Below are 21776 nucleotides of genomic sequence, written 5' to 3' on the forward strand. Positions count from 1 at the left end.
GCGCGGCGCCCTCAGGTCGCCGGTGTGCTCGGCAGATCGGGCGTCTGCGGCGCCTGTACGCCGTAGCAGCCGCGATAGGTCGCGTAGAACGAGCAATACAGCATGGTCGTGACGATCATCGTGGCCGGCATGAGCACGGCGAACGCGAAGTCGCCGGCGCCGAGCGCCTGCATCAGCACTGACAAGCCGAGCGATACGGTTGTCGCCACCGCGAACCACAGCGCGCCGAACACGACAAACGCGCCGCGGTTGCGCCAGCAACTAACGAGGCTGAAGAACATCGCCTTGATGGGCGGCACGTCATGCCAGGCAGCAAGAATCGGCGAGAACCAGAAAAGCATGGCCACCGGAATGTAGAACGCGAAGGCCGTGACCACGGCCAGCGGCATATTGCTGTTGGCCATCGCCTCGGGGTCCATTGCGCCGGCCGCGCCGAGCATCACCTTGAGCAGCATGCCGCCGTCGGCGAGCGCCGAGCCCGCCAGCACCAGCGCCATCGCGATCACATAGAACACGCCGAGCACGATCAGCCGGCGCGCGACTGCCGAGCCGTAGGAACGGAAACCGTCCGCGAGAATCGTCGGGAACACCGGCTTGCCGGCGATCGTGTTGCGGCACGCGGCCATGAAGCCGACCGCGACGCCGGGAATGAACGCGAGCGGCAAAACGCTGCCGATCAGCGGAATTTGCGCGACGAGCGTCATCACCAGCAGATAGGTGAAGAAGAGCGTCAGGAACGCGAGCGGATTCTTGCGGAACAGCCAGATGCCTTGCCGGAACCACACATAGCCGGTTTTCGCGGGGACTTCGATCAGTTGCATGAGGTATGGATGCCAGGAAGTGCGACGCCGGACAGGCGCTCGCGCAGAATGCGCTCGAAATGGCCGGGGTCGTGCGGCTTGAGCAACTCGGCCGCGCGCGGCAAATAAAAATCATACAGGCGCGACACCCAGAAACGGTACGCGCCCGCCCGCAGCATGTCGCCCCAATGACGGTTTTCCTCGACGGTGAAAGGACGCACGGTTTGATATGCGCGCAGCATCGCCTCGGTACGCGCGTGATCGAGCTTGCCGGTGGCGAGGTCCACGCACCAGTCGTTGACCGTCACCGCCACGTCGAACAGCCACTTGTCGCAGCCGGCGAAGTAAAAATCGAAGAAGCCGCCGAGCCGCACTTCGTGGCCGGTGTCGGGCGCGGCGTGCGCGAACATCGCGTTGTCGCGGAACAGATCGGCGTGGCACGGGCCTTCGGGCAGCGCCGCGTAATCGGCGGATGCGAAGAACGCTTCCTGATACGCGAGTTCCGACGACAGCAGTTCACGCTGCTCGCCTTCGAGAAACGGCACGATGGTCGGCACGGTTTCCTTCCACCACGGCAGGCTGCGCAGATTCGGCTGATAGCCGCTGTAATCGCGCCCGGCGAGATGCATGCGCGCCAGCATCTGGCCGACTTCGATGCAGTGTTCGACGCCCGGCGCGAGCTCGGGCGCACCTTCGAGCTTCGTCACGATCGCCGCGGGCTTGCCGTGCAACATGCCGAACAGCGAGCCGTCCTCGCGCGGCATCGGGTCCGGCACGGGTACGCGGTGCGCCGCCAGATGGCGCATCAGGTTCAGATAGAACGGCAACTGCCCGGCCGTGAGCTTTTCAAAAATGGTGAGGACGTATTCGCCGCGCGTCGTCGTCAGAAAAAAATTGCTGTTTTCGATGCCGGATGTGATGCCGCGAAATTCGACGACGTCGCCGAGATCGTAATGGCGCATCCATTCTGCAAGTTGGGATTCGGTGACAGCGGTGAAGACAGCCATGCGGGGAACGTCGGATCAGGTTGGTCGGGCTGGCGCGGTGCGGCCAGCAACATACGTGCGGTGGTCAAGGCAGTGGCGAACGCGCGAACAGCGGGTCCGCAAACGGCAGCGGGATTCACGGCAACAGCGGCATCGAAACGGTTACAGCGGCTAAAGCAGCGGAAGCCGCACAAGCGGTCAGGCGGTCAAGGCGGCCAACTTCGCGACGCCACATCCACGCGCGCGTTGGCAAAAGCGGGGCGGAGCCACTGCCCCGCGATTCATCAGTACCTCAGATTCACCGACGGCAAGCGCGTGCTCGCTCGACCGTTGTCGCGCACGGATGGCGACGTGTCGAGCGGCGCACTCATCTGATAGCGCGTGCCGAGGTTCGAATGCACATTGATTTCGACTGGCTTGCCCTTGTCGCGGTATTCGGTGATTTCGGTGCCGTTCGCGCTGCGCTCGTAAAAGCTCGGCGTGCGCGGGACGTTGATCTCGACCTTCGAACTGACCTCGGCGGCCGGCCGGTTGATCTTGTCAAGGTCGGGCAGACCGGCGCGTTCGTTGGCGGACTGCGGCGCGCCTGGAGGCGGCGTGGCGTCGACAGGCTGAGCAGCCATCGCGGCGTTGCCAAAGGCAAGGGCCAGTGCAACGGCGACGGGAAGGAGCGGCTTCATGGTGATTCTCCGGGAGGGTGCCCCGATTCTAGCAAATCCAGACCTCTGCCACGGGCGCGATCCCTTATTTTGCGCCGCTTTCGCGCGACGCGTCCGCGATTGCGCGAACGCCGCGACGGCGCATGTCGACGAGCGGCGCAGTCATTTGGCGATCACGGGTTCCGTGGTAATGTCGTCTCATCAATCGAGGCGAACGAAGATGAACAACGATACCAATCAACGCGCGGTGCAAACTCCCGCGAACAGCTTCCCGACCGAATCCTTCGACGACGCTGCCGAAGCTGTCACCCGCCTGTCGGCGATCTACGAAGCGAACACCTCCTTTTTGCGCGACGCCTTCGCGCGCTATCGCCGCAACGAACTGTTCGAGCGGCGGGTGCGCGCATGCTATCCGTTCGTGCGCGTCTGCACCGAAGTGAACACGCATATCGATTCGCGCCGCTCGTATGGGTTCGTCGCGGGGCCTGGCGTGTTCGAGACCACGGTGACGCGGCCCGATCTGTTCGGCAACTACTATCGCGAGCAATTGCGGCTGCTGGCGAAGAACCATCATGTGAAGATCGAAGTCGGCGTATCCGACCAGCCGATTCCGATTCATTTCGCGTTCGCCGAAGGCATTCACCTCGAGGGCGATCTCGATCGCGAGCGTCTGTTCCTGATGCGCGACGTGTTCGACACGCCGGACCTCGCGCTGCTCGACGACCGCATCGTCAACGGCACGTATGAGCCGTTGGCTGGCGATCCGCATCCGCTCGCGCTCTTCACGGCGGCGCGCGTCGATTTCTCGCTGCATCGGCTGAAGCATTACACGGCGACTTCGCCCACGCATTGCCAGAACTACGTGCTGTACACGAACTATCAGTTTTATATCGACGAGTTCGTCAAGCTGGGCCGCACGATGATGGCCCATACCGACGACGAGGAACTGCGCGCCTATCGCAGCGAATACACGTCGTTCGTCGAACCGGGCGACGTCGTCATGTACAACGAGAATCTCGGCGAGCAGGCGCAGGAAGGCACGGCGCCGCCGCGTCTGCCGCAGATGCCCGCGTATCACCTGAAGCGCGCGGACGGCAGCGGCATCACGATGATCAACATCGGCGTGGGGCCGTCGAACGCGAAGACCATCACCGATCACATCGCCGTGCTGCGTCCGCATGCGTGGATCATGCTTGGCCACTGCGCGGGTCTGCGCAATACGCAGCGTCTGGGCGACTATGTGCTCGCGCACGGTTATGTGCGCGAAGACCATGTACTCGACGCCGATTTGCCGCTGTGGGTGCCGATTCCGGCGCTCGCCGAAGTGCAGGTCGCGCTCGAGCGCGCGGTCGCGCAGGTCACGCAACTCGACGGTGTGGAACTCAAGCGCGTGATGCGCACGGGCACGGTCGCGAGTGTGGACAACCGTAATTGGGAGTTGCGCGATCATCGTGAGCCGGTGCAACGGCTGTCGCAAAGCCGCGCGATTGCATTGGATATGGAGAGCGCGACGATCGCCGCGAACGGGTTCCGTTTCCGTGTGCCTTACGGGACCTTGCTATGCGTGTCCGATAAACCGCTGCACGGTGAACTCAAACTGCCCGGCATGGCGGACCAGTTTTATCGCGCGCAGGTCGATCAGCATCTGCAAATCGGCGTGAAGGCGATGGAGCTTTTGCGCGAGAACGGGCTGCATCGTTTGCATAGCCGCAAGCTGCGCAGTTTCGCGGAAGTGGCGTTTCAGTAACGCGGCGTTTTCGGGAGCGCGCAGTGGTTTTCGCTGCGCGCTTCTGCGTTTGCAACCGCGACCGCAACCCGCCTTACTGCCCGAAGCCCGTAAGCCCGATCAAGCTCCCGGCGGCCAGCAGCCACAGCGGATGAATGCGCGTCTTCAACGCGACCGCCGCGGTCAACGCGGTAATCGCCCATGCGATCGCCGTCGAATCCGACGCTTGCGCAATCAGCGCCGCGCTCGCCGCGACGATGCCGGCCGTCACCGGCACGAGTCCGACTTGCGCGTAACGCCGCCACGGGCGGTCCTTGAAACGGTCCCACGCGTGCAGCGCGAATATCGTCACGATCGACGACGGCCCGAACTTCGCAATCGACGTGACCAGCATGCCCGGCCAACCGGCCACGTGCCATCCGATCAACGTGACGATCATCAGGTTCGGCCCCGGCGCGGCTTGCGCGAGCGCGAACAGCGCGCTGAATTCGCTGGCCGGCATCCAGTGATGCACCTCGACCACCTGACGCTGCATCTCCGGAAGAATGGTGTTCCCGCCGCCGAATGCGAGCAGCGAAAGCTGGCTGAAAATGATCGCGAGGGAAATCAGCGTGTCGTTCATTGCGCGTTCCTCGATGCGACGTAGATGCTGAGCGGCGTCAGCACCAGCATGGTGGGCAAGAGCGGCAGCCGCATGATCGCAATCGCGATGAAGCCGAGCGCGGCGATCAGCGCGGCCATCGGTTTATTGCGCAACGGCAGCACGATCTTTATCGCCATCGAAATCAGGAGGCCCGCCGCGGCAGCCGCAAGCCCCGCGAACAGATGGCGCACATGCGGGTCGTCTTGCGTGCGTTCGTACAGCACGCCCAGACCGATCACGACCAGCGACGGCCCCGCGATCAACCCAAGCAATCCGGCAAGCGCGCCCGCAATTCCGCGAAAGCGCATGCCAACGGCGACCGAAAGATTGATCACATTGCCGCCGGGCAGGAACTGGCAGAGGCCGAGCAGATCGGTGAAGTCTTCGGCGCTCAGCCAGCGGCGCTGCTCGACGAGCGCGCGGCGCGCGAGCGGCAACGCGCCGCCGAACGAGATCAGGCCGAGGCCGAGAAAGCCGCTGAAAATTTCCCGCACGGTGGGCTTCGGGCCCGTGGCGGAATCAAGTGAGGTGAGGTTGTGGTCCATGGCGCTTCGCTTCCAGTTCAAGCTCAGAAGGTTAGCGCCGAACCGCCGCGCCACAAAACGATTTTTGGGCCGCGCCTTGTGATCTACAATCACAAGCATGGCTCGCAATCTTCCTCCTTTCCCTGCGCTGCGCGCCTTTGAAGCTGCGGCGCGTCACGAAAGCTTCAGCGCCGCCGCGAACGAGCTGCATGTGACTCACGGTGCAATCAGCCGGCAGGTCGCCGCGTTCGAGTCCTGGCTCGGCGTGCAGGTGTTCCAGCGTCACGGCAAGCGTGTGCGGCTGACGGCCGACGGCCGCCGCTATCTGTCGACGGTGCAAGCCGCGTTCGACAGCATCGCGCACGCCACCGACCAGTTGCGCGACACCGGCGTCGTGCATGTGCTGCGCGTGAATGCGCTTCCCACGTTCGCGATGAAGTGGCTGCTGCCGCGTCTGCACCAGTTCCAGCGCAAGGTGCCGAATGCCGAACTGCGGCTCGCAACGTCGAATGCGCCCGTCGAGACATTGGACAGTTTCGACGTCGCGGTGCGGCGCGGTCCCGCGCATTGGGCGAACTGCGTGAGCGGCCATTTTCTCGGCGAGAGCGAGCTGCCCGTATGCAGTCCCGCGTTGCTGCAGCGCTCGCCGATCCGAATCGCGGACGATCTCGCGCGGCATGTGCTGCTGCATTCGGACACGCGGCCCGATGCGTGGAGCAACTGGTTATCGGCGGCGGGCGTGACGGCCAAGTGCCGCAAAAAGCAATCGTTCGATCACTTCTATCTGGCGTTGCAGGCCGCGGTGGATGGGCTCGGCGTGGCGCTCGGCCCATTGCCGCTGCTCGCCGACGAACTCGCGTCGGGCCGGCTCGTCGTGCCGCTCGCCGGACCGCGGATCGACGCGCGCGGCTATTGGTGGGTCGCACGCAGGGAGGTCGCGAATGCGCCGCTCGTCGCGCAATTCTGCGAATGGTTGCAGGCGCAAGGCGATCAGACCGACGAGATGCAAATGCAGGTGCAGGCGCAGACGTAGGCCGTTAAACATTAAACATGAAGCACAAACGCAAAACGGGCAGCACAAAGGCTGCCCGCTTTTTTAACGCTTCCGCGTGCTTGCGTTACAGATAGAACATCCGGTCTTCTTCCGACTTGGTCGGCTGCGGCTCGGCGCCTTCGCGATCTTCGTAGAACTTCAACACCGCTTCGAGCACCTGGTCCGGATCGTCGATCACCTGCATCAGGTCGATGTCGGTCGGATTGATGAGACCCATTGGCGTGAGCGAATTCTTGAACCACGCAAGCAGACCTTCCCAGAACTCAGCGCCGACCAGAATGATCGGCACGTGGCGCGACTTCTTGGTTTGAATGAGCGTGAGCACTTCGGCGAGTTCGTCCAACGTGCCGAAACCGCCGGGCATGACGATCACCGCGTCGGAGTTCTTGACGAACGTGACCTTGCGCGTGAAGAAGTGACGAAAGCGCAGCGAGATGTCTTGCCACTGATTGCCCGATTGCTCGTGCGGCAACTCGATGTTGAGGCCAACCGACGGCGCCTTGCCTGCATGCGCGCCTTTATTCGCGGCTTCCATGATGCCGGGGCCGCCGCCAGAGATCACGGCGAAGCCCGCATCCGACAGCTTGCGCGCGATTTGCGTGGCGAGTTTGTAATACGGCGAGTTCGGTTTCAGGCGCGCTGAACCGTAGATGCTGACAGCCGGGCGAATCTCCGAGAGGTACTCGGTCGCCTCAATAAACTCTGCCATAATCGTGAACATCTGCCACGATGCGCGGGCCTTTTTTGCCGTTGCGCGCTCTTGATCTGCGAGTGATCGCAGACTCGGAATCACTTTTCTCTTAGTCATAATGCCTGAAGAACGAAGCCTTGAAGGTAAGACCCTGCTATTGGTCGACGGTTCGAGTTATCTGTACCGGGCCTACCATGCGATGCCTGATCTGCGCGGGCCCGACGGTGGTCCCACGGGTGCGCTCTACGGGATGATCAACATGCTGCGGCGCATGCGCAAGGAAGTCACAGCAGAGTATAGCGCGTGCGTGTTCGACGCCAAGGGCAAAACGTTTCGCGACGACTGGTATCCCGACTATAAGGCGAATCGTCCCTCCATGCCCGACGATCTGTCGCGGCAAATCGAGCCGATTCACGTGGCCGTGCGCGCGCTCGGCTGGCCGCTTCTGATGATCGACGGCGTGGAAGCCGACGACGTGATCGGCACGCTTTCCACCGAGGCCGAAAAGCGCGGCATGAACGTGATCGTGTCGACTGGTGACAAGGATCTGGCGCAGCTCGTGTCGGATCATGTCACCCTCATCAATACGATGACCAACGAAAAGCTCGACCGTGCCGGCGTGCTCGCCAAATTCGGCGTGCCGCCGGAGCGCATTGTCGACTACCTGTCGTTGATCGGCGATACCGTCGACAACGTGCCGGGCGTCGAGAAATGCGGGCCGAAAACCGCGCTCAAATGGCTGACGCAATATGAGTCGCTGGATGGCATCGTCGCACATGCGGACGAGATCAAAGGTGCGGTAGGAGACAATCTGCGACGCGCGCTCGACTTTCTGCCGATGGCGCGCAAGCTCGTCACCGTCGAACGCAATTGCGATCTGACCGAACATATCGCGTCGATCGAGGAAAATTTGCAGAGCCGCCCGGAATCGCGGGAGGAATTGCGCGACGTGTTCACGCGCCACGGCTTCAAGACCTGGCTGCGCGAGGTGGAAATTGCCGACGCGGTGGAAGGTCCGGAAACCGACGTGCCGCCGGCGCTCACCGTCGATCACGAACGGCACTACGAAACCGTGCAGACGTGGGAGCAATTCGACGTGTGGCTGCAAAAGATCAACGCGGCCGAGATCACTTCGTTCGATACGGAAACCACGTCGCTCGATCCGATGGTCGCGCAAATCGTGGGCCTGTCGTTCTCGGTTGAAGCCGGTCATGCCGCTTATGTGCCGGTCGCGCATCGCGGCCCGGATGCGCCCGTGCAACTGCCGCGCGACGAAGTGCTCGCGAAGCTCAAGCCGTGGCTCGAAAGCGCGGAGCACAAGAAAGTCGGTCAGCATCTGAAGTACGACGAACAGGTGCTCGCCAATTACGGCATTGAAATGCGCGGCGTCGAACACGACACGCTGCTGCAATCGTACGTGCTGGAATCGCATCGTCCGCACGACATGGACAACCTCGCGCTGCGCCATCTCGGCATCAAGACGATCAAGTACGAAGACGTCGCGGGCAAGGGCGCGCAGCAAATCGGTTTCGACGAAGTCGCGCTCGACAAGGCCGCCGAATACGCAGCCGAAGACGCCGACATCACGTTGCGTCTGCATCAAACGCTGTATCCGCAGCTCGCGGCGGAAGAAACGCTCGAGCATGTGTATCGCGACATCGAAGTGCCCACGTCGCGCGTTTTGCGCAAGATGGAGCGCAGCGGCGTTTTGATCGACGCGGAAAAGTTGCGTCAGCAAAGCAGCGAAATTGCAACGCGGCTTATCCAGTTGGAGAGCGAGGCATATGTGCTCGCCGGCGGCGAATTCAACCTCGGTTCGCCGAAGCAGATTGGCCAGATCTTCTTCGAACGACTCGAGTTGCCGGTCGTGAAGAAAACGCCGAGCGGCGCGCCTTCGACGGACGAAGAAGTGCTGCAAAAGCTCGCCGAAGATTATCCGTTGCCCAAGATTCTGCTCGAACATCGCGGCTTGTCGAAGCTGAAGTCCACGTACACCGACAAGCTGCCGCGCATGGTCAACGCAAGCACGGGCCGCGTGCACACGAACTATGCGCAGGCCGTCGCGGTCACGGGGCGTCTTGCGTCGAACGATCCGAACCTGCAGAACATTCCTGTGCGCACCGGCGAAGGCCGCCGCATTCGCGAAGCCTTCATTGCGCCGCCGGGACACAAGCTCGTTTCCGCGGATTACTCGCAAATCGAACTGCGCATCATGGCGCACATTTCCGGCGACGAATCGTTGCTACGCGCCTTCTCGGAAGGTGAAGACATTCACCGCGCGACCGCAGCGGAAATTTTCAGCGTGACGCCGCTCGAAGTGTCGAACGATCAGCGGCGCGTGGCGAAGGTCATCAACTTCGGCCTGATCTACGGCATGAGCTCGTTCGGCCTCGCGTCGAATCTCGGCATTACGCGCGATGCCGCCAAGCTTTATATCGACCGCTATTTCGCACGTTATCCGGGCGTCGCGCGTTATATGGACGAAACGCGCTTGAGCGCGAAAGCCAAGGGTTATGTCGAGACCGTTTTCGGCCGACGGCTGTGGCTGCCGGAAATCAACGGCGGCAACGGTCCGCGCCGTCAGGCCGCCGAGCGCGCGGCGATTAACGCGCCGATGCAAGGCACGGCCGCCGACCTCATCAAGCTCTCGATGATCGCGGTGCAGAAGTGGATCGAGGAATCGAACATCGGCACGCGCATGATCATGCAGGTGCACGACGAACTGATCCTCGAAGTGCCGGATGAAGAACTGTCCGACGTGCGCAAGCGTCTGCCCGAGTTGATGTGCGGCGTCGCCGCGCTGAAAGTGCCGCTGGTCGCGGAAGTCGGCGCGGGGCTCAACTGGGAGGAAGCGCATTGACGCACGTGTGACGGCGCGCAATAGCGTCGTTTGCATGTCACACATGCAAATTGGCAGCTTGTGACAACCCGTGCGGCTCACGGACAATCGGTAAGAACGCGTGCCCGCGGCGCGCGATTACGACGCACAACCCATCGGCAAATACGGAGAGTTCAATGCATCGTTTTATCGTCGTTGGCGGAGGCGCAGGAGGACTCGAGCTGGCAACTCGCCTGGGCGATCGCTATGGTCACAACAACAAGGCGGGCACGCGTGCGCAGGTCACGCTCGTCGACCGTAATCCGACGCATATCTGGAAGCCGCTGTTGCATGAAGTGGCGGCCGGCAGCATGGACCCGTTCACGCAGGAACTCGAATATGCGGCGCAAGCGCGCTGGCATGGCTTCGAGTTTCAGCAGGGCGAGCTGACGGGACTCGATCGCGCGAACAAGCGCCTCACGCTCGGCACCGTACTCGACGACGACGGCGCCGAACTGCTGCCCGTGCGCCAGCTCGAGTACGACACGCTGATCATCGCGATCGGCAGCACGACGGCATTCTTCGGCGTGAAAGGCGCGCCGGAATTCTCCCTTGCACTCGACACCGTCAGCCAGGCCGAGCGCTTTCGCAAGCGTCTTATCGCGGCTTGCATGCGGGCCGAGCATCAGGCGCATGAACCGGTCGAGTCGGGACCGGGCACGTCGCCTTCAACCGAGCCGCGCATTCAGGTGGCGATTGTCGGCGGCGGCGCGACCGGCGTCGAACTGTCGGCGGAATTGCGCAATACGGCGCAGGTCTTGTCGGCGTACGGTCTGCACAAGCTCGATCCGCGGCATGACGTGGGCATTGTATTGATCGAAGCGGGGCCGCGCATTTTGCCGGCCTTGCAGGAACGCGTGTCGACGGCAACGGCCGAATTGCTCACCAAGCTCGGCGTCAGGCTGATGACGAGCGAAACGGTGGCCGAGGTCGCGCCCGGCATCATCCGCACGGCAAGCGGCAAAACCGTGCGCGCCGATCTGACGGTGTGGGCGGCGGGCATCAGGGCGCCGGCTATTCTGAGCCAGCTCGACGGCCTGCCCGTCAACCGTCTTGGTCAACTCAACGTGCGCCGCACGCTGCAAACCGAAATCGACGACAACGTGTTCGCGCTCGGCGATTGCGCGGCGTGTCCGTGGCCGGGCAACGAGAAGAATGTGCCGCCGCGCGCGCAGGCCGCGCATCAGCAGGCGAGCTTTCTGTTGAAGGCGCTGGCGGCGCGGCTCGAGAACCGGCCGCTGCCCGAGTTCACCTATCGCGACTTCGGTTCGCTCGTGTCGCTCGGGCACTTCAGCGCGGTCGGCAATCTGATGGGCGGGGTGATCGGCGGCAATATGCTGATTGAAGGGCTGTTCGCGCGCTTCATGTACATGTCGCTGTACCGGCTGCATATTGCCGCGCTGCACGGCTATGCGCGTATGGTGCTCGACACGTTCGCGCACTGGCTGCGGCGCACCACGTTGCCGCGGGTCAAGCTGCACTGACTGCGCGGCATGTTGGACGCTCGCACGTTCGCGCGTGGTTGCATGTTCGCATGTTCGGATCTGCAACGGGACACGCGTGAGGCGTATCCTGTTGCCTCCACCGTTCAACGAGGAGCGCCCGCATGCTGAACCCCGATGTCGACAGCCTCGCCCCGCACGTTCCCTTCAATCGACGCACCTTCATCAAGGCCGCACTCGGCACCGGCTTCGCGGCTGCGGTGTTGCCGGTGTCGGCGCAAACCATCCATACCGATAGCGAAGGTCTCGAGGCCGGCGAAATTGCCGTGCGCTCGGGCGGCACGCTGGTGCCCGCCTATCGCGCGCAGCCGAAGGGCAAGGCGCATCTGCCGGTGATCATCGTGATTCACGAGGCGTTCGGCGTGCATGAGCATATCGCCGACGTTTGCCGGCGCTTCGCCAAACTCGGCTATCTGGCCATTGCGCCGGATCTGTTTGTCCGCGAAGGCGATCCGATGGCGCTGCCGACCATTGCGCAGATCAGTCAGCAGATCCTCAGCAAAGTGCCGGACGACCAGGCGCTGGCCGATCTCGACGCGACCGTTGCGTGGGCCGGCGAGCACGGCGGCGATCTGAAGCGCCTCGGTGTGACGGGCTTTTGCTGGGGCGGCCGCATGGCCTGGCTGTATGCCGAGCACGAGCCGCGGCTGAAGGCGGCGGTCGCGTGGTATGGGCGCGTAGCCGGCGATCATACGGCCACCAATCCGGCGAATCCGCTCGACCGCGTGGCCGATCTTCACGCGCCGGTGCTCGGTCTTTACGGCTTGCAGGATCAGAGCATTCCGCAGGAATCGCTCGAGCAGATGAAGCAGGCGATCGCGCAAGGGCCGAACGTCGCGCGCGGTTCGCAGTTCGTTGTCTACGACGATGCGGGCCATGCGTTCTTCGCGGATTACCGGCCGAGCTATAAGAAGGCCGATGCTGAAGATGGCTGGCGCCGCGCGCTCGCCTGGTTCAAGCAGCACGGCGTGGCTTGACGGGCGATTCGGAGTGTTTGGAGGCGCGTGCGTTTGCTGAATGAAAAAAGGCCGTTGCCGCTTATAAGCGGCAACGGCCTTTCGTCTTTCAGACTTAATCTTCGCGCGGCCTCAAGGCTTCGGCCCGGTCGCAACGGGCCGCTTCGGGTCCGAACTCCATTCGCTCCACGACCCCGCATAGAGCGCCGCGCCATGCAGGCCGGCCACTTCCATTGCAAGCGCATTGACGCACGCTGTCACGCCCGAGCCGCATTGCAGGACGACGTGTTCCGGCGGCGTGTCGCCGAGCAGCACGTGGAATTCATCGCGCAGCGTGTGAGCCGGCTTGAAGCGGCCGTCGGCGGTGAGGTTGTCCTTGAAGAAGCGATTGAGCGCGCCGGGAATATGGCCGCCTACGCGATCCAGTGTCTCGTTCTCGCCGCGATAGCGGTCGGCCGCGCGCGCGTCGACCACCACGCGTTCCTTCGAGCCGAGATTGCGCTCGATCATGTGCGCGTCGACGGTAACGGACAGCGGCGCGCCGGCCTTGAAGTCGCCGGTGTTTTGCGGCGGCACGTCTTGCGTGAGCGGCTGGCCCGCGGCTTCCCACGCCTGCAATCCGCCGTCGAGCAGCGCGACCGCGTCGTGGCCGAGCCAGCGCAGCAGCCACCACGCGCGCGCGGCGTACATGCCGCCTTGCGCGTCATACGCGACAACTTGCTGGCCTTGCTTCAGGCCGCGCGATTCCAGCGTTTCGACGAGCCGCTCGCGATCCGGCAACGGATGGCGCCCGTTCGTGCCGGTCTTCGGCCCCGACAGGTCGCGGTCGAGATGCAGATAATGCGCGCCCGGCAGATGTCCGGCGAGATACGCCTTTTCGCCGGCTTCGGGATCGGCCAGATCGAACCGGCAGTCGATGACGAACACGCTGCCCGGTGCCTCGGCGAGCCGTTCCGCGAGATTGGTCGCGGAGATCAAAGTGGTGTAGTGAGTGTGGGGCATGACGTCTCCTCGATGCGGGCGATGGCGGCTCCCTTGCCGGCGGCCTCATGACGCGACCGGATGGCTGGGCTACATCGTTAGTCTAAACAAAAAAAGACGGGCCGAAGCCCGTCTTTCCATGCGTTCGTGCAAACGCGAATGAGGCGATGCGTGAGCGCCGATTCTAGATCGTGCCCAGTTCGCGCCGCAGGAACTCGTGGAAGTGCTGCATGCCGTCTTCCATCGGGCTCTGGTATGGACCAACCTGCGACTCGCCGCGTTCCATGAGTGCCCGGCGGCCCGCGTCCATGCGTTCGGCGATCTCGTCGTCTTCACGCGCCGTTTCCATATACGCGGCGCGCTCCGCTTCGACGAACTCACGCTCGAACAACGCGATTTCCTCAGGGTAATAGAACTCGACCACGTTGGTGGTTTTCTGCGGACCGCGCGGAATCAGCCATGACACGACCAGCACGTGCGGATACCACTCGATCATGATGCCGGGGTAGTACACCATCCAGATCGCGCCGAACTCGGGCGGATTGCCGCCGCGAAAACGCAGGACTTCGTCGTGCCATTTGCGGTACGTCGGACTGCCCGGCTGCTCGAGGCCTTTGTGCACGCCCACCGTTTGCACGCTGTACCACTCGCCGAATTCCCACGCGAGGTCGTCGCAATTGACGAAGCTGCCAAGGCCCGGATGGAACGGCGCAACGTGATAGTCCTCCAGATAGACCTCGATAAAGGTCTTCCAGTTGTAGTTGCACTCGTGCACTTCGACGTGATCGAACATGAAGCCTGAGAAGTCGAAGTGTTGCCTGGTGCCGAGGTTGGACAGATCGCGCGCGACGTCGCGGCCTTGTGCTTCGAACAGCAGCCCTTGCCAGTTCTGCAGCGGCGTGGCGCCGAGATTCAGACAGGGGTTGTCCGCGAAATGCGGAGCGCCGAGAAGCTGGCCGTTGAGGTCGTATGTCCAGCGATGCAGGGGACAGACGATATTCTCCGCGTGGCCGCGGCCGTTGAGCATGATGGCCTGCCGGTGGCGGCACACGTTCGACAGAAGTTCGACTTGCGACTGCTGGTTACGAACGAGCACGCGCCCCTCGCTTTCGCTGGGCAAGGCAAAATAATTCCCCACTTCCGGCACCATGAGCTCGTGCCCGACGTAACGGGGACCTTTCCTGAAAAGGGTTTCGATTTCGCGCGTTAGAAGCGCTTCGTCAAAGTAAGCCGTGACTGGCAGTTGGCTGTGAACAGACCGCAACTGCAATGCATTGCTCAGATTGGACATTCCCACTCCCGATGAAGACGTGAAAGCAGTGAACAACCCAACCATCGAAGATTCGATTTAGGGAGCCCGAGATTATACCTGTTTCCCCCTCCTTGGGACAGTTAAGTCACTGATTTGGGTCAAAAATGTCGGGAAAGTTCGGCCTTTTCGGCACAGACCGATCGATTTTTTTCTGCGAGACTGACAGGGCGGCCACCGGCGAACACGCAGCCCGAAGGTGGGCTGAGAGATCGGATTTATCGCTTTTGCCGTAGAATGTCCGACTTGTTTTAATTTTTGCGACTATTCATGGCGAAGACCGCGTCGAACGATACCGCTGCCGCGCCAGCCGAGGGCGTCGACAACACGCCGCTGCCCGAGAATTACGAGGCGGCGCAGGCGGAGCTGGAGGGCCTCGTTGCACGCATGGAAAGCGGCAATCTGAGCCTCGAAGAGTCGCTGTCCGCGTATCGGCGCGGCGCGGCTCTGGTGGCGTTTTGCCAGCAGCAGCTCGAGAAGGTCGAGCAGCAGGTGCGGGTGCTCGACGGCGAGACGCTCAAGCCACTGCCCGTGAATACAGCAGGAACAGCCGCTACTGAAAGCGGGGACGACCTATGACATTCGAACAATGGACTCGCTCGGTGCTCGAGCGCGTCGAAGCGGCACTCGAACACTACTTGCCGGCTGAAACAACGGAGCCTGCAAAGCTTCACGAAGCGATGCGCTACGCGGTGCTCGGCGGCGGCAAGCGGGTCCGCCCGTTGCTGTGCCATGCAGCGGGCGAACTCACCGGCGCGCGCGCCGAGTGTCTCGATGCGGCGGCAGCGGCGCTTGAAATGATCCACGTGTATTCGCTCGTGCACGATGACATGCCCTGCATGGACGACGACGCACTGCGTCGCGGCAAGCCCACGGTACACGTCAAATATGACGAAGCCACGGCACTGCTGGTTGGCGACGCGCTGCAATCGCAGGCGTTCGTTTCGTTGACGTCCGATGTGCTGGCGCCGCAGCAACAGGCGGCGCTCGTGCGCGAACTGGCTCTGGCGAGCGGTTCGATCGGCATGTGCGGCGGTCAAGCCATCGACCTCGCGAGCGTCGGTCATACGCTGACGCGCGCGCAGCTCGAAACCATGCACCGCATGAAGACCGGCGCGTTGCTGCGCGCCGCGGTGCGCATGGGCGCGCTGGCCGGCGAGGCGCCCGACGCAAACGCGATGCGTTCGCTCGACGCTTATTCGGCCGCGGTCGGTCTCGCGTTTCAGGTCGTCGACGATATTCTCGACGTCACGACCGATTCCGCGACGCTCGGCAAGACAGCAGGCAAGGACGCGAAGGACGGCAAGCCGACCTACGTGTCGATTATTGGGCTCGACGCATCGCGTTCGCTCGCCGCGCAGTTGCGCAGCGACGCGCACGCCGCGCTGGCGCCGTTCGGCGCACGCGCGCAGCGTCTTGCCGAATTGGCCGACCTGGTGGTGAACCGGGTTAGCTGAACGCGAAAGCCCGCCGCCGCGCACCGTCCCACAAGGTGCGTGTATGAAGTGCGGGCGCGTAAGTTTTCCTACAATGGAACGACGATGTACGACTTGCTGAAAACCATCGACGACCCGGCCGCCCTGCGCCGCCTCGATCGCCGCCAATTGCAACCGCTTGCCGACGAGTTGCGCGCTTTTGTGCTCGACAGCGTGTCGCAGACGGGCGGCCATCTCTCGTCCAACCTCGGCACGGTCGAGTTGACCATTGCTCTGCACTATGTGTTCGACACACCGCACGACCGCATCGTGTGGGACGTCGGCCATCAGACGTATCCGCACAAGATCCTGACGGGCCGCCGCGAACGGATGCACACGCTGCGCCAGTTGGGCGGCATCTCCGGCTTCCCGAAGCGCGACGAATCCGAGTACGACACGTTCGGCACCGCGCATTCGAGCACGTCGATTTCCGCGGCGCTCGGCATGGCTATCGCGAGCAAGCTGCAGGGCGACAACCGCATGGGCATCGCCGTGATCGGCGACGGCGCCATGACGGCGGGCATGGCGTTCGAAGCCATGAACAACGCGGGCGTTGAAGACGACGTGCCGCTGCTCGTGATCCTGAACGACAACGACATGTCGATTTCGCCACCGGTCGGCGCGCTCAATCGCCATCTGGCGCGGCTCATGTCCGGACGCTTCTACGCTGCGGCGCGCGCGGGCGTCGAGCGCGTACTGCGCGTCGCTCCGCCCATGCTCGATCTGGCGCGCAAGCTCGAAGAGCACGCGAAGGGCATGATCGTGCCGGCTACGCTGTTCGAGGAATTCGGCTTTAACTACATCGGCCCGATCGACGGCCATGATCTCGATTCGCTGATCCCCACGCTGCAAAACATCAAGGAACTGCGCGGTCCGCAATTCCTGCACGTGGTGACGAAGAAGGGCCAGGGCTACAAGCTGGCCGAGGCCGATCCGGTGCTGTACCACGGCCCCGGCAAGTTCAATCCGGCCGAGGGCATCAAGCCGGCCTCCGCGCCGTCGAAGAAAACCTACACGCAGGTGTTCGGCGAATGGCTGTGCGACGCCGCTGAACTCGACGCGCGCGTCGTCGGCATCACGCCGGCCATGCGCGAAGGCTCGGGCATGGTCGAGTTCGAGAAGCGCTTCCCGGACCGCTATTTCGACGTCGGCATCGCCGAGCAGCACGCGGTCACGTTCGCCGGTGGCCTCGCCGCCGACGGCATGAAGCCGGTCGTCGCGATCTACTCGACGTTCCTGCAGCGCGCTTACGACCAGTTGATCCACGACGTCGCGCTGCAGAATCTGCCGGTGGTGTTCGCCATCGACCGTGCGGGTCTGGTCGGCGCGGACGGTGCGACGCACGCGGGCGCCTACGACCTCGCGTTCATGCGCTGCATTCCGAACATGATGGTGATGGTTCCGTCGGACGAAAACGAAAGCCGCCAGATGCTGTACACGGCGCTGCAGCAGTCGTGCCCGACGGCGGTTCGCTATCCGCGCGGCGCCGGCACCGGCGTGGCGACGGTCAAGCAGATGGCCGCGCTCCCGGTCGGCAAGGGCGAAGTGCGTCGCGAAACCTCGCAACCGGCGGGCAAGCGCATTGCGATCCTCGCGTTCGGCACGATGGTCGCGCCGTCGCTCGCGGCTGCCGAACAACTCGACGCCACGGTGGCGAACATGCGTTTCGTGAAGCCGCTCGACGCAGACCTCGTGCGTCAACTGGCGGAAACGCACGACGCCATCGTCACAGTCGAAGAGGGCTGCGTAATGGGCGGCGCGGGCTCGGCGTGCGTCGAAGCCCTGCTCGAGAGTGGGGTTATGCGTCCGGTACTACAATTGGGCCTTCCCGACCGCTTCATCGATCATGGCGATCCGGGCAAGCTGCTCGCCGCATGCGGACTGGACGCCGCGGGCATCGCGAAGTCGATTCGCGAACGCTTCCTGTCGAGCGGCGCGGTCGGCGCGCAATCGTCGGTTAAGCGGGTTGCTTGAGCGGAGGCTTAAGCTGGTCGATCGCATCTGTTGACCAGTCAGGCTAGCCGCTCGATCAACGCGCCGGCCGTCACGATGCGCCATCTCTAACTTGAGTCGATGGGCGTGTGCCCATCATCGAACGCCGGCAGGGGCCGGCGTTTGCCGTTGCGGTTTTTGCTTCGCGCGGCCGCTGACGACTCCCAGACCTGTCGCTTCGCGAACGCCTCAAAGGGGCGACTCTCCATCCACGAAGACTTCCTTCAAGGAGCGGAGATTTTCTGCGAAGTTGAACACAGGGTGGCGAGTCAGCGTCTTCCTGAAAGGACAAGAACATGAATCAGATGAATCCCGCCTTTGTGATGCCCGACGTGCAAAGCACGCCGGATACCCGCCAGATTCCGATTCAGCGGGTTGGCGTCAAGGCGGTGCGCCATCCGTTGACGGTGCGTACACAAAGCGGTGACGCGCAGCCGACGGTCGGCACCTGGAACCTCGACGTCCATTTGCCCGCCGATCAGAAGGGCACGCACATGTCGCGCTTCGTCGCGTTGCTCGAGGAGAACAAGGCGCCACTCGAACCGGCGACGTTCCGCACGATGCTTGCCGCGATGCTCCAAAAGCTCGAGGCCGAGGCGGGCCGCATCGAGGTGTCGTTTCCTTACTTCGTGAACAAGACCGCGCCGGTGTCGGGCGTGCAAAGCCTGCTTGATTACGAAGTCACGCTGACCGGCGAGACGCGTAATGGCGAAACGCGTCTGTTCCTGAAAGTGTTGGTGCCGGTCACAAGCCTCTGCCCGTGCTCGAAGAAGATCTCGCAGTACGGCGCGCACAACCAGCGCTCGCACGTCACGATCAACGCGGAACTGGCAGGCGAGGTCGCGGTGGAAGACCTGATCCGTATCGCCGAAGAAGAAGCATCGTGCGAACTGTGGGGCTTGCTCAAGCGCCCGGACGAGAAGTTCGTCACTGAGCGCGCGTACGAGAACCCGAAGTTCGTCGAAGACCTGGTGCGCGACGTCGCGCAACGTCTGAACGCGGACGAGCGGATCGTCGCTTATGTGCTCGAGGCCGAGAACTTTGAGTCGATCCACAATCACAGCGCGTATGCGGTGATCGAGCGCGATAAGCGAGTGGTTTAACGCCGACTGATAGCCGGCAATGACTGAATGAAAAGCCGCTTGCTGAAGCGGCTTTTTTGTCGGCATTTACACGGGATGCGTCGGGCGCTACGTGAAAATCTGACTCACGTTCAGCGCGCGAGCGAGCTCAAATCCCAGCGCGGCTTCACGGTAAACGCGTAGTCCTTGCCCGACTGATCCGGCCAGCGCTGCAGCCGCAACGCACCGGCGAGCGCGATCATTGCACCGTTGTCCGTGCACAGCGACAAGTCCGGGTAATGCACATAGAAGTTGCGCTTTTGCGCCGCCGCCGAGAGCGCTTCGCGCAACTGCCGGTTCGCGCCCACGCCGCCCGCCACGACGAGGCGGTTTAACTTCGTGCGCTTGAGCGCGGCGATCGACTTGGTTGCCAGCACATCGACGGCTGCGTCGACGAAACCGCGCGCCAGGTCCGCTTTCGCCTGCTCGCAGATGTTCGCGCCGCCGAGCTTTTTCGCGTGCGTGAGCACAGCCGTTTTCAGACCGCTGAAACTGAAGTCAAGGTCGCCGGAATGCAGCATCGGACGAGGCAGCACGACCGCGCCCGGCGTGCCGAATTCGGCCATGCGCGAGACTTCCGGGCCGCCCGGATAGCCTAGGCCAAGCAACTTGGCGGTTTTGTCGAAGGCTTCGCCGGCGGCGTCGTCGAGCGTCTCGCCAAGGGTTTCGTACACGCCCACGTCGGTCACGCGCATCAACTGTGTATGGCCGCCCGACACCAGCAATGCGACAAACGGAAACGGCGGCGGTTCGTCGACGAGCAGCGGCGACAGCAAATGCCCTTCCAGATGATGAATGCCGATGGTCGGCTTGTCCCACGCCATCGCCAGCGAATTGGCGACGCTCGCGCCCACCAGCAGCGCGCCCGCGAGCCCCGGCCCTTGCGTGTAGGCGATCGCGTCGATGTCGCCGCGTGCCGCGCCCGCGCGCTCCATCACCTCTTCGAGCAAGGGCAGCGCACGCCGGATATGATCGCGCGACGCGAGTTCAGGCACCACGCCGCCATACTCGCGATGCATCGCGATCTGCGAATGCAGCGCATGCGCGAGCAGGCCGCGCTCGGTGTCGTAGAGCGCGAGGCCGGTTTCGTCGCAGGAGCTTTCGATGCCGAGAACGAGCATGTCTGGTGGGGCTGAAACGGACGCTTGAGAGCGTCCGCAACGCAGAGAAGTAAGCCTGAAAGTATAGCAGCGCGGGCAAGCCGCCGCCGGCCCGCAGGTACAATGCGGCCCCATGGAATCCTTCGATATCGCAGTGATCGGCGCGGGCGCGGCCGGCATGATGTGCGCGGCCGTGGCCGGGCAACTGGGCCGGCGTGTCGTGCTGATCGATCACTCGCAGCGTCTCGCGGAAAAAATCCGCATCTCGGGCGGCGGCCGCTGCAACTTCACGAATCTGTACGCGGGCCCGGCCAATTATCTGTCGGCGAATCCGCATTTTTGCCGCTCCGCGCTCGCACGCTACACGCCGCGCGATTTCATGGCGTTGCTCAAGCGCCATCACGTGACGTGGCATGAAAAGCACAAGGGCCAGTTGTTCTGCAACGAGTCGAGCGACGCGGTCATCAACGTGCTCAAAAGCGAGTGCGACGCGGGGCATGTCGCCTGGCGTACGCCGCTTGCGGTCGAACATGTGAGGCAGGACGCCGAAGGCCGCTTCACGCTGGACACGAATGCGGGTCCGATTGCGGCGCGCGCGCTCGTCGTCGCGACGGGCGGGCTGTCGATTCCGAAAATCGGCGCCACGGATTTCGCTTATCGTCTGGCGAAGCAATTCGGCCACAAGCTGATCGATACGCGCCCCGCGCTCGTTCCGCTGACTTTTGCCGCCGCCGACTGGGAGCCGTTTTCGGCGCTGTCGGGCGTCTCGCTGGAAGTGCGGATCGCGACGGGGAACAAGAAGACGGGCGCCGAATTCGAAGAGGATTTGCTGCTCACGCACCGCGGGCTTTCCGGCCCTGGCGTGCTGCAGATTTCGAGCTACTGGCAGCCGGGCGAGCCGATCCACATCGATCTGCTGCCGAACCAGGATGCGGCTGCCGCGTTGCTCGAAGCGAAGACCGGGACCCGCCGCCAGATCGCGAATCTGTTGTCGGAATGGGTGCCGCAGCGGCTCGCCCACGTGTGGCTCGACACCCATCAGATTCCCGCCGAAGCGCGCGTGGCCGATCTGCCGGACAAGGCGCTACGGCGCATCGGCGAGGCGCTGTCGCGCTGGACGCTCACGCCCAACGGCACCGAAGGCTACCGCAAGGCCGAAGTGACGCGCGGCGGCGTCGACACCCGCGACCTTTCGTCGACGACGATGATGAGCGCCCGCGCGCCGGGCCTGTACTTCATCGGCGAGGCGGTGGACGTCACCGGCTGGCTCGGCGGCTACAATTTTCAGTGGGCCTGGGCGTCGGGCGTGGCGGCCGGCCAGGCTGCCGCGGAGTACGCTCGGGGGGCTTGACGGCGCAGTGGCTTTGTGTAAAAGCTCT

The 21776-nt window shown here is 63.4% G+C and carries 19 protein-coding genes; 10 read left to right on the forward strand and 9 right to left on the reverse strand.

Annotated features, from left to right (window positions below):
* Positions 1-11 precede the first annotated feature (11 nt).
* The 3 genes from CUJ91_RS31000 to CUJ91_RS31010 all read right to left on the reverse strand — a co-directional run bounded on the left by CUJ91_RS31000 (position 12) and on the right by CUJ91_RS31010 (position 2466).
* The gene (locus CUJ91_RS31000; protein ID WP_114157933.1) at positions 12-821 is read right to left on the reverse strand and encodes a BPSS1780 family membrane protein; all 810 of its coding nucleotides are present in this window, start codon (positions 819-821) and stop codon (positions 12-14) included.
* On the reverse strand, positions 812-1807 hold the full coding sequence (locus tag CUJ91_RS31005) for a homoserine kinase (protein ID WP_029971441.1): 996 nt from the start codon (positions 1805-1807) through the stop codon (positions 812-814). Before CUJ91_RS31005 ends, CUJ91_RS31000 begins: the two co-directional genes overlap by 10 nt.
* Before the next feature lie 263 nt (positions 1808-2070).
* Positions 2071-2466, reverse strand: a complete 396-nt coding sequence (locus tag CUJ91_RS31010) for a hypothetical protein (RefSeq protein ID WP_006047640.1) — start codon at positions 2464-2466, stop codon at positions 2071-2073.
* A gap of 199 nt (positions 2467-2665) precedes the next feature.
* Between CUJ91_RS31010 and CUJ91_RS31015 the strand changes: the two genes are divergently transcribed.
* Positions 2666-4192, forward strand: coding sequence for an AMP nucleosidase (locus CUJ91_RS31015; RefSeq protein WP_006047641.1), 1527 nt, complete (start codon positions 2666-2668; stop codon positions 4190-4192).
* 73 nt (positions 4193-4265) lie between these two features.
* On the opposite strand, the gene CUJ91_RS31020 is transcribed toward CUJ91_RS31015, so the two are convergent.
* Together CUJ91_RS31020 and CUJ91_RS31025 are read right to left on the reverse strand one after the other, a co-directional pair.
* Positions 4266-4793 (reverse strand): chromate transporter, encoded by a 528-nt coding sequence (locus CUJ91_RS31020; RefSeq protein WP_006047642.1) that lies wholly within the window; start codon positions 4791-4793, stop codon positions 4266-4268.
* Complete coding sequence (locus CUJ91_RS31025) at positions 4790-5359, reverse strand: chromate transporter (protein WP_006047643.1); 570 nt, start codon at positions 5357-5359, stop codon at positions 4790-4792. Before CUJ91_RS31025 ends, CUJ91_RS31020 begins: the two co-directional genes overlap by 4 nt.
* A gap of 97 nt (positions 5360-5456) precedes the next feature.
* On the opposite strand from CUJ91_RS31025, the gene CUJ91_RS31030 reads away from it, so the two are divergent.
* On the forward strand, positions 5457-6371 hold the full coding sequence (locus CUJ91_RS31030) for a transcriptional regulator GcvA (protein ID WP_006047644.1): 915 nt from the start codon (positions 5457-5459) through the stop codon (positions 6369-6371).
* Positions 6372-6456: 85 nt separating this feature from the next.
* Here the strand turns inward: CUJ91_RS31030 and CUJ91_RS31035 are convergent, their stop codons facing one another.
* A complete protein-coding gene (locus CUJ91_RS31035; protein ID WP_013342013.1) occupies positions 6457-7200 on the reverse strand; it encodes an LOG family protein in 744 nt (247 codons plus the stop codon).
* Between the two features lies 1 nt (position 7201).
* Here CUJ91_RS31035 and polA point away from each other — a divergent pair, with 1 nt between their 5' ends.
* From polA to CUJ91_RS31050, 3 genes are all read left to right on the forward strand, one after another.
* Positions 7202-9943, forward strand: a complete 2742-nt coding sequence (polA, locus tag CUJ91_RS31040; protein ID WP_114157934.1) for a DNA polymerase I — start codon at positions 7202-7204, stop codon at positions 9941-9943.
* 155 nt (positions 9944-10098) lie between these two features.
* On the forward strand, positions 10099-11445 hold the full coding sequence (locus tag CUJ91_RS31045; protein WP_006047647.1) for an NAD(P)/FAD-dependent oxidoreductase: 1347 nt from the start codon (positions 10099-10101) through the stop codon (positions 11443-11445).
* 122 nt (positions 11446-11567) lie between these two features.
* Positions 11568-12440: a dienelactone hydrolase family protein gene (locus CUJ91_RS31050; protein WP_107710474.1), complete on the forward strand. Its 873-nt coding sequence runs from the start codon at positions 11568-11570 to the stop codon at positions 12438-12440.
* A 111-nt stretch (positions 12441-12551) separates the two neighbouring features.
* Here the strand turns inward: CUJ91_RS31050 and CUJ91_RS31055 are convergent, their stop codons facing one another.
* Positions 12552-13421: a sulfurtransferase gene (locus CUJ91_RS31055; RefSeq protein ID WP_053859670.1), complete on the reverse strand. Its 870-nt coding sequence runs from the start codon at positions 13419-13421 to the stop codon at positions 12552-12554.
* Between the two features lie 163 nt (positions 13422-13584).
* Positions 13585-14691: an aromatic ring-hydroxylating oxygenase subunit alpha gene (locus CUJ91_RS31060; protein ID WP_029971445.1), complete on the reverse strand. Its 1107-nt coding sequence runs from the start codon at positions 14689-14691 to the stop codon at positions 13585-13587.
* A gap of 288 nt (positions 14692-14979) precedes the next feature.
* Here CUJ91_RS31060 and CUJ91_RS31065 point away from each other — a divergent pair, with 288 nt between their 5' ends.
* From CUJ91_RS31065 to folE2, 4 genes are all read left to right on the forward strand, one after another.
* On the forward strand, positions 14980-15288 hold the full coding sequence (locus tag CUJ91_RS31065; protein ID WP_006047652.1) for an exodeoxyribonuclease VII small subunit: 309 nt from the start codon (positions 14980-14982) through the stop codon (positions 15286-15288).
* On the forward strand, positions 15285-16166 hold the full coding sequence (locus CUJ91_RS31070; protein WP_053859669.1) for a polyprenyl synthetase family protein: 882 nt from the start codon (positions 15285-15287) through the stop codon (positions 16164-16166). Before CUJ91_RS31065 ends, CUJ91_RS31070 begins: the two co-directional genes overlap by 4 nt.
* Before the next feature lie 84 nt (positions 16167-16250).
* Positions 16251-18158: a 1-deoxy-D-xylulose-5-phosphate synthase gene (gene dxs / locus CUJ91_RS31075; RefSeq protein WP_114157935.1), complete on the forward strand. Its 1908-nt coding sequence runs from the start codon at positions 16251-16253 to the stop codon at positions 18156-18158.
* A gap of 314 nt (positions 18159-18472) precedes the next feature.
* Positions 18473-19279, forward strand: a complete 807-nt coding sequence (gene folE2, locus CUJ91_RS31080; RefSeq protein WP_053859668.1) for a GTP cyclohydrolase FolE2 — start codon at positions 18473-18475, stop codon at positions 19277-19279.
* A 110-nt stretch (positions 19280-19389) separates the two neighbouring features.
* Here folE2 and tsaD read toward each other — a convergent pair whose 3' ends face one another.
* Positions 19390-20418, reverse strand: a complete 1029-nt coding sequence (gene tsaD, locus CUJ91_RS31085; RefSeq protein ID WP_029971448.1) for a tRNA (adenosine(37)-N6)-threonylcarbamoyltransferase complex transferase subunit TsaD — start codon at positions 20416-20418, stop codon at positions 19390-19392.
* Positions 20419-20530: 112 nt separating this feature from the next.
* On the opposite strand from tsaD, the gene CUJ91_RS31090 reads away from it, so the two are divergent.
* Positions 20531-21748 carry a BaiN/RdsA family NAD(P)/FAD-dependent oxidoreductase gene (locus tag CUJ91_RS31090; protein WP_107710475.1) on the forward strand — a complete coding sequence of 406 codons (1218 nt, stop codon included), beginning with the start codon at positions 20531-20533 and terminating at the stop codon, positions 21746-21748.
* The last annotated feature ends 28 nt before the right edge of the window (positions 21749-21776 follow it).

This window comes from Paraburkholderia graminis, assembly GCF_003330785.1.
GTDB classification, from domain to species: domain Bacteria; phylum Pseudomonadota; class Gammaproteobacteria; order Burkholderiales; family Burkholderiaceae; genus Paraburkholderia; species Paraburkholderia graminis.